6 protein-coding genes are annotated in these 6,817 nt (G+C 62.8%); 3 read left to right on the forward strand and 3 right to left on the reverse strand.

Annotated elements, in window-relative coordinates; translation table 11 throughout:
* The 3 genes from Q0G18_RS08550 to Q0G18_RS08560 form a co-directional block, all read left to right on the forward strand.
* The coding region (locus tag Q0G18_RS08550) for a hydratase (protein ID WP_297152010.1) at positions 1-1,806 on the forward strand (1,806 nt) is incomplete at its 5' end.
* A 129-nt stretch (positions 1,807-1,935) separates the two neighbouring features.
* Positions 1,936-3,342 carry a sodium-dependent transporter gene (locus Q0G18_RS08555; RefSeq protein WP_297152012.1) on the forward strand — a complete coding sequence of 469 codons (1,407 nt, stop codon included), beginning with the start codon at positions 1,936-1,938 and terminating at the stop codon, positions 3,340-3,342.
* 71 nt (positions 3,343-3,413) lie between these two features.
* A complete protein-coding gene (locus Q0G18_RS08560; protein ID WP_297152014.1) occupies positions 3,414-3,623 on the forward strand; it encodes a hypothetical protein in 210 nt (69 codons plus the stop codon).
* Here the strand turns inward: Q0G18_RS08560 and Q0G18_RS08565 are convergent.
* The 3 genes from Q0G18_RS08565 to Q0G18_RS08575 all read right to left on the reverse strand — a co-directional run bounded on the left by Q0G18_RS08565 (position 3,620) and on the right by Q0G18_RS08575 (position 6,462).
* On the reverse strand, positions 3,620-4,366 hold the full coding sequence (locus Q0G18_RS08565) for a hypothetical protein (RefSeq protein WP_297152016.1): 747 nt from the start codon (positions 4,364-4,366) through the stop codon (positions 3,620-3,622). The genes Q0G18_RS08560 and Q0G18_RS08565 overlap by 4 nt on opposite strands.
* A gap of 2 nt (positions 4,367-4,368) precedes the next feature.
* The gene (locus Q0G18_RS08570) at positions 4,369-5,601 is read right to left on the reverse strand and encodes a hypothetical protein (protein WP_297152019.1); all 1,233 of its coding nucleotides are present in this window, start codon (positions 5,599-5,601) and stop codon (positions 4,369-4,371) included.
* Positions 5,602-5,718: 117 nt separating this feature from the next.
* On the reverse strand, positions 5,719-6,462 hold the full coding sequence (locus Q0G18_RS08575) for a hypothetical protein (protein ID WP_297152022.1): 744 nt from the start codon (positions 6,460-6,462) through the stop codon (positions 5,719-5,721).
* Positions 6,463-6,817 lie beyond the last annotated feature (355 nt).

The raw sequence follows: 6,817 nt of genomic DNA on the forward strand, positions 1-6,817 counted from the left end.
ACGATGGCTATCGGAGAAGGAGGCGGCGAGCTGGCGAAACAGCTGCTGCGCGACACCTACGACGTGGCGTACCCCGGTGTTGTGGCAATATATTTGGAAGGCGCCCCGCGCCCTGGCGTCGGTCCGCACGACGTGGCGCTCGCCATCATTCGCGAGGTGTTCGCGAAGGGATATGTGAAGAACAAGGTGATGGAGTTCGTGGGCCCGGGCATCGCGTCGATGACGACCGATTTCCGCAACGGCATCGACGTCATGACCACCGAGACCACGTGTCTGTCCTCTATTTGGGCCACCGACGAGAACACCCATGCGTTCCTCGCAGCTCACGGGCGCGGCGAGGAATACAAGCAGCTCGCCCCGGGAGACGTGGCATACTACGACGGCTGCGCGCGCGTGAACCTCTCCGAAATCCTTCCCATGATCGCGCTGCCGTTCCACCCCTCGAACGGCTACACGATCGCCGAGCTCAACGAGAACCTCGAGGACATCCTGCACGAGGTCGAGGTCGAAGCGGCGCGCATCGGCGGCGATAAGGTCAACTTCAGCCTGCTCGACAAAATCGAGGGCGGGCGCCTGCGCGTGCAGCAGGGAGTGATTGCCGGCTGCTCGGGCGGCAACTACGACTCCGTCGTTCAGGCGGCCCGCGCGCTCAAGGGCGCCAACACCGGTTGTGGCGAGTTCTCGCTGGCGGTCTATCCCACAAGCCAGCCGGTCGCGCTTGAGCTGACGCGCCGCGGCTACATCTACGACCTCATGGAGGCGGGCGCCATCGTGCGCACCGCGTTCTGCGGCCCGTGCTTCGGCGCCGGCGACACGCCCGCGAACAACGGGCTTTCCATCCGCCACACCACGCGCAACTTCCCCAACCGCGAGGGCTCCAAGCCCGGTAACGGCCAGCTCTCGGCGGTCGCGCTCATGGACGCGCGCTCCATCGCGGCGACGGCGGCGGCGGGCGGTATCCTGACCCCCGCGACCGACCTTCCCGACGAGACATGGGACGAGGCGTGCGAGTACACCTTCGACAGCGCGCCCTACGACAAGCGTGTGTACTGGGGATTCGGCAAGGCAAAGCCCGAAAGCGAACTTGTCGAGGGGCCGAACATCAAGCCGTGGCCCGCGATGGAGCCGCTTGGAGAGAACATCCTTTTGAAGGTGTGCTCGAAGATCATGGACCCGGTGACCACCACCGACGAGCTCATTCCTTCCGGCGAGACGAGCTCATTCCGCTCGAACCCGCTCGGCCTGGCCGAGTTCACGCTCTCGCGCCGCGACCCCGAGTACGTGGGGCGCTCCAAGTGTGTCGATGCGGTGGAGAAGCGCCGCGTGGCGGGGGAGAGCCTCATCGAGGCCGATCCCGAGCTCGCCGTCGTGTTCGCGGCGCTCAACGGAGCGGGCGTGGACGCCGATGCATCCTGCGTGGAGTACGGCAGCATGATCTATGCGAAGAAGCCTGGCGACGGAAGCGCGCGCGAGCAGGCGGCGAGCTGCCAGCGCGTGATCGGCGGACTTGCGAACATCGTTGAGGAATACGCCACGAAGCGTTACCGTTCGAACGTGATGAACTGGGGCATGGTGCCCTTCCAGCTTGTGGGCGAGCCGCCGTTCGAGGTGGGCGACTACGTGTACGTTCCGGGCATCCGTGAGGCGATCGGAGGCGATTTGTCCGACATCACTGCGTGGGTCGTGCATGCGGGCGAGGCGCGCGAGATCTCACTTTACGTGGCGGATATGACCGAAGAAGAGCGCGCCATCGTGCGTGCCGGCTGCCTTATCAACTATAATCGTACGCGTCGCGAAAAAGAGTAGGGTTTCGTGCGGGCGGTTTCGCTCGCTATAGGCCATAGTTGCGCGGCGGGAAGCCGCGTGATGGAAAGAACATCGAACACGGGGCATAGCTGAGAAGCGGCCCCGTGTTTTCGGTTGGAAAGGGTTTTCATGGAACGAGAGAGGTTTGGTTCGCGCCTGGGGTTCATCCTGGTGAGCGCGGGCTGCGCCATCGGCTTGGGGAACGTATGGCGATTCCCCTATATCACCGGCGAGTACGGTGGTGCGGCGTTCGTCGTGCTGTACCTGATATTCCTCGTGATATTCGCGCTGCCGGTGCTCGTGATGGAATTCGCCGCGGGCCGCGCAAGCCAGCGCTCGATAGCGCGCAGCTACGATGAGCTCGAGCCCGAGGGCGGGAAGTGGCATCTCTTCAAGTGGGTCGGCCTTGCGGGCAACTACCTGCTCATGATGTTCTACACGGTGGTGGCGGGCTGGATGCTCGCCTTCATGGTGAAAAGCGCAATGGGCGAGTTCAACGGCGCGAGTACCGAGCACGTCGCAAGCGTGTTCGGGCAGCTTCTCGCCGACCCTGTGCAGATGACGATTTACATGCTGATCATCGTGGCAATCGGCGTGATCACCACGCGCGCGGGCGTGAAAAACGGCGTCGAGCGCGTGACGAAGGTGATGATGGTCGCGCTGTTCGTCGTGCTTGTGGCGCTGTGCGTGCGCGCGGTCACGCTGCCGGGCGCCGAGGAGGGCCTCGAGTTCTACCTGATGCCCGACTTCGGGAAGCTCTTTGCGGGCAACACGCCCGCCGAGCAGTGGGCGACGTTCGGCGATGCGGTGTACGCGGCTCTCGGCCAGGCGTTCTTCACCGTGTCGGTGGGAATGGGCTCGATGGCAATCTTCGGCAGCTACATCGGCAAGGACCGTCGCCTCACAGGCGAGGCCGTGCGCGTGGGAGTGCTCGACACGCTGGTTGCGCTCATGGCGGGGCTTGTCATCTTCCCGTCGTGTTTCGCCTTCGGCGTGGAGCCGGCTTCGGGGCCGTCGCTTGTGTTCATCACGCTGCCCATTGTGTTCAACGCGATGCCTCTGGGGCAGCTGTGGGGCACGCTGTTCTTCCTGTTCATGAGCTTTGCTGCGCTGTCGACGGTGATTGCCGTGTTCGAGACGATCATGGCGTTCTCTATGGACCAGTGGGGCGTGCGCCGCGAGAAGGCGTGCCTCGTGAACGGCGCGCTCATCGCGCTTCTGAGCATCCCGTGCGTGCTCGGGTTCAACGTGCTCTCGGGTGTTGCCATCCCGGGCATCGGTGACATCCAGTCGATCGAGGACTTCCTCGTGTCGAACAACATCCTGCCTTTGGGCGGCCTGTTCCTCGTGATGTTCGTGACGAGCAAGCGCGGGTGGGGATGGAAGAACTTCCTCGCCGAGGCGGACACGGGCGAGGGCCTGCGTTTCCCCGCCTGGTCGTACCGTTATATGAAGTACGTGCTGCCTGTGGGAATCGTCATCATCTTCGTGCTGGGGTATGCGCCCATCGTGAGCACGTGGCTGGGGATTTCGTAGCGATATATCTTTCCGCCAGAGTGTCCTGTGCCAGGTTTTGATGAGGTTTTGCGATCAGCTCGGCGGTTGAGATGCTGGGGGTCGACAAGGGCCTGTGCGTTCAATGCGTGCACATCGAGCTTTACGAAAACGAGTGGGCGACCATAGACGCCATGCGCGTATTCACGGCTAAGCAGGGCTATGCGCCCGACTTCTCCGAAACCGAAGCGCAGCGCGAGTGGGCGGGGTGCTGGTTCTTCGACGCGAACTCACCTGTGACGCGCCTCGTCATGCGAAGCTAGACGGCGAATCCCCAAAGACGGCGCGCCGCGCCGCGCGCGGACCTTCTTATCGAGCGGAACAGGGAGAGGATCGGATCGTCGCTCTTTACGGAAGAGCCGCTTCTCGTTCCCCGAAGCAGGACGGCCTCGCCAGTTCCGAGGATGTAGCTCCAGTAGAAACCGTCGTAGATCATCCACGGGCTTTCCCCGCGCTCGCCGTAACGGGAGCCTTCGCCGATGGTGGCGTAGGGCGCGAGCTTGGCCGCGGCAACCCTGAACCTGGCGGCGGGAAGGTCGCGTTTCCTGGAGACGTACTCGATTTCGCACCAGCCCGTGGCCAGGTCGCAGCGCATGTCTATGTTGCCCTCGGGGGCGGGCCCCCACGTCCAGAACCGCGCCCATGTCGCCTTCTTGCCGACGCCTCCCGCAATGGGCTCCTCTTTGGAGACGGGCGCGGGGAAAAAGCCCACCTTGGGTTCGCCATCGGCGCCGACGCCCCATCGGGCGTAAGCAAAGCGGCCCCCGTAGAGCTTTGCGATCTGCTCGTCATCGCGTGCCGCGAAGAGGCGCTCGAACGGCTCCGCCTCTACCTGCGGGACGAGATAGCCCCAAAGGTCGGGGCACGCGACGTCCACGAGGCTCTCCGGCCCGTATTCGGTCGGGTAGAACGTGCCGTCCGCCTGGCCCTGAAGAACCTCGATTGCGTCGAGGATTGCGTCGTCTTCCCAAAACCAGCCGTCGCGCAGGCCCAGATACGCTCCCATTGCTATTCTTCCTGCTGTTTGGCGGGGAGGATGTAGATGTTCTCGGCGTCCACGGCGATCTGCGTGGGCTGGTTGTGAAGGGCGTCGATTTCCATCACGCTCTGCCTGAACGGCGCGACGTCGGGCGTCTTTGCTTGGAGGAGTTTCGCCATGAGCTTCTCGGACTGCCTGTCGTTGAAGCGGCCGATACCATCGCCGGCGCCCTCGAGCGCCTCGTCTATGGGCGTTCGCTTGCCGACGGGCGTCGCCGCGATGGCGCGGCCGATCACCTTTCCCGCGGACGCGATGCCGCCAAGCATGGCGGCATCAATCGCACCCACGGTGCTCGCCTCGAGCGCGTCGTAGCACTCGGTGTAGAGCTCGCGGTAGGCCAGCGAGTCGGCCTCGATCCTCTCCGCCGCGTCGGCGAGCTTGGCTGACTCGAAGTTCTCGGCAAGTATAGGTTCGAGGAACAGCGAGAAGGAGTGGATGTAGGTGGCGAGCTGGTAGTCCTTGAGGTAGTCGAGGACCTTGTCGAGGCGCCTGCTCACGCCGTCTCGCACTTCGACGAGTCCTTTCTTTCGCAGGCCCGCTTGCGCCTGCGAAGTGAACATCTCCATGTCCTGCTCGGAAGCCTGCTTGATGTCAATCACCTTCATGTGGGCGTTGGCCATGTAGGTTGCGTTGCCGTAGTTGAGACCGTAGCCGTTGAGGATGCCTGCGAGCGTCTTGAGATTGCCTCGCATGTTGGCCTTGTCGCGCTGACGCATGTACTCGAACATCTCGTCGACGGACTCCTGGATGGAGTCGAGCTTCTGGTTGACCTGGGCGATGGCTGCAGCCATGAACAACGTCGTGGGGTCGTAGGGCACCTGCGTAACGCTTGTGACAATATCGCCCTCGACCACGTGGAAGCGCGCCTGCCCGAAACCCTTGGCCGCGTCGCGGAAGGACCCCATGAGGCCGCTGCCGTCGTTGAACGACTGTAGCATCGACGGGTCGAGCAGGTTGCCAAACTTGTCGGTCGCCTGGAGCAGCGTGGGCACGTTTACTGCAGTGGTGACGGTGCGGAACAATTCGGGCAGCGACGCGAATGCGATGCCAAGCTCGGGGATGTGCGAGAGCGGTAGCCTGATGGCTCCCGAGACGTCGGCCTGCAGGTCGGTAGGCGCGAGATGGATCTCGGTCGCGGCAATCCGTTCGGCCACCAGCCGTCTGCTCTCGTCGTTCGAGGTCTGGATCTCATTTGCTGCCATGGCGCGCTCCTTGCTGGACGAACATTCTGATGCGGACATTATCTCATCTCGGTCAACCACTCGATTCGGCTGGCGGCAAAAAGGGGGCGTCGTCCTTGACGGAAGGCGCTCGACCACCTATCGGCCGAGGGACAAGGGCTTGTCCCACTCGGCGGTATCAGGATTCCAAGCGATTGTGAAATCATCGTCCGTTCCTTCGCAGGTAAGGCTTACGCCCTCTGTGGAGGGCTCAGGCTTCGGCTCGAGGAAAAAATGAAGTCCGCCTCTGCCGGTATCGAGCTTGAAATGCAGGAAGAACGAGAGCCCCGCAGTCTTGAACCCGCAGTACACGTCGAGAATCTCGGCGTCTAGAGCGTGGTGCATGTTCTCGTAGCTGAACCTGAGCTTCGGCGGGATGGCATGGGCGGGCAGCGCCTTGGAGAGGATGCCCGCAATGGCATCGGCGATCATGCCATCATATTCATCGCACCAGTCGCGGTTCTCGGGCGAGGCCTCGTCGTCGAACATCCCATTTGAGGCGGCGTCCTTGCGGTGCCAGACGTCGTAATCGAGGACGAACGGCAGCCCTTCAAACTTGTAGTCGTGGTGGCTCATGTCGAGCTTGAGGCCATGGGCCTCGGAGAGCAGCATGATGGCCGCGTGCAGGTCGAGCAGGTAGCAATCGGCAACATCGGCATCGCGGCCGAGCTGCGCTTCCGCCTGGCGGTAGGTCGTGGTGTTGAAGCCGTCGGGCACCTGCTCGAGCGCGAAGAGGATCGACTCCGCATCCCTGCGCGTCTCCAGATCGATAGACATCAGTTCGTCCAATTCTTCCCTGTCCATGTCGTCCTCCTTGCGATTGTAGTTATCAGTTCGAGCCACGCCAGTTGCTTTTCTGCGACGGGCGTTCTTGTCTTCCTTGGCGGACATTATCTCACCGCGCTGCACCTGCCGCCACATCGTGCAGCGGCCAAGACGAGCCCGAGGTTCAGACGACGGAGACGCTGCGGCTGTGCCCCGAATTGCGGCATCGATTCAACTCATAAGCAAGCCACCCGAGACTACTTACTTTTTTAATATGAGCAGGACATTGTCAATAGACAATGAAGGGCCAAGGGCGGTTGGATTCGCCCTTGGCCCTATCTATCTTCGCCGGAATCCCCGTTGGACAGCGCGTGTCTGGTTCGACGCCCGTTCGGCAGTTTAATATTCGCCCATCGCGCATGAAGCGCCGGTG

The organism is uncultured Ellagibacter sp., assembly GCF_934636505.1.
Taxonomy (GTDB): Bacteria; Actinomycetota; Coriobacteriia; order Coriobacteriales; family Eggerthellaceae; genus Ellagibacter.